Below are 1,422 nucleotides of genomic sequence, written 5' to 3'. Positions count from 1 at the left end.
AAAGACGAGAAACTCGTAATCATCATGTGGGCGTTTGCGAGTTCTTGACTTCTAAGATACGAAGGGTTGCCAATGAGCATTGACCTGACCACACACTTTGGCGGCTTGAAGCTCAATTCCCCCATCGTCGTTGGCGCCTGCCCCTTAACTGCGGAAGAACAAAGCCATGCTGCGATTGCCGCAGCCGGTGCGGGAGCCATCGTTCTCCCCTCGCTGTTTCAGGAACAGGTCCTGCAGTGGAATCAGCGGAGGGGACAGGAGGTTCGCGAAGCCGCCCCCCGATCGCTGGCACATCGTCAAAGGGAGCCGGTGAATTGGTGTTGTCAAAGTGCCGACGCCTACTTGTCGCTAGTTCAACGTGCAAGCTCTCGTTCATCGGTACCCATCATCGCCAGTTTGAATGGAGAATACGGCGGGCATTGGTTGGACTTTGCCGGGGAACTTCAAGCCGCCGGCGCTGCGGCAATCGAATTGAATGTGCATCATCCGCCACCGAGTGAATACGCGGGGCCGCGGGAAGTCGAAGATGCACTGATCGAATTGGTCACACAAATTGATGCGGCCATCACGATTCCGCTATTCCTGAAAATGGATCGCTACTACACCAGCCCCAGCCATCTGGCGCATCGCCTGTTATCGGGGGCTCAAGGTTTGATCTTGTTCGGACGGGCCCCCGACGTGGACATCTGTCTTGACAGTTTCCAGTTGAAAACAAACTGGGCATTAACCCACGCGGGATCGATCGTCGAGTCGCTTGGAAAAATCATGCGAATTCACAGTTATTGCCCTGCCATGCCGCTTGCCGCATGTGGAGGGATTGGCACACCAAGCGACGTGCTTCGAGTGCTGTTGGCCGGCGCCGACGTCGCCATGGTGACGTCGGCGGTGTACCGCGAAGGCCCCGGCGTGGTACGCACGCTGGTCGATGGTTTGCGGATGTTCATGGACAAACATCATTTGACGACGATCCAAGAACTAGAAACCAAACGCCCGATCGAGTTTAGCTGTTTTGAACAGCGTCAAAAGTATATCGAAACGCTGTCGAAGCGACGCGAAATGCACGAGATGGTGCACGAGACGAACGCGATTCACGGCGACCGCTGGGGGCACCCCTCGCTATAGCAGACTCGAGTTACTTGTACTCTTGAGCGCCCTGTTAAGCAGCTAGGCAGGAGTCTTTCAGTATCTTGGCCGCTTTGGCGCTAGCCCCGGTTCCAACATTCAACCGGGGCTAGCGCCCAAACGGCTAACGGAATTCTACCCGATGATTCCTTCCTCCCTGCTTAATTGACCTGCCGCTGCCAAGTCCCGGGGACGACTTTCATGCTCACTGCCTCGGCATCGAATCCCGGCGGTGGGTTCTCTAAGTAACGGTTGTCGTAGTTCAAGTTCAGCGATGTCGTCTCAACCTTGATTTTTTCT

At 55.6% G+C, this 1,422-nt stretch carries 1 protein-coding gene; it reads left to right on the top strand.

Translation table 11 applies throughout. The features are described from left to right. Positions 1-72 precede the first annotated feature (72 nt). Positions 73-1,122, top strand: a complete 1,050-nt coding sequence (locus RMSM_RS09010; protein ID WP_008694434.1) for a beta/alpha barrel domain-containing protein — start codon at positions 73-75, stop codon at positions 1,120-1,122. Positions 1,123-1,422: the final 300 nt, after the last annotated feature.

The sequence above is a fragment of the Rhodopirellula maiorica SM1 genome, from assembly GCF_000346295.1.
GTDB lineage: Bacteria > Planctomycetota > Planctomycetia > Pirellulales > Pirellulaceae > Novipirellula > Novipirellula maiorica.
Note: the sequence above shows the minus strand (reverse complement) of the source record. Positions and strands in the feature narration are given on the sequence as shown.

Bases quoted from the DNA above. Each gene is read 5' to 3' on its own strand.
- RMSM_RS09010 (WP_008694434.1), top strand. From the start codon at position 73: ATGAGCATTGACCTGACCACACACTTTGGCGGCTTGAAGCTCAATTCC.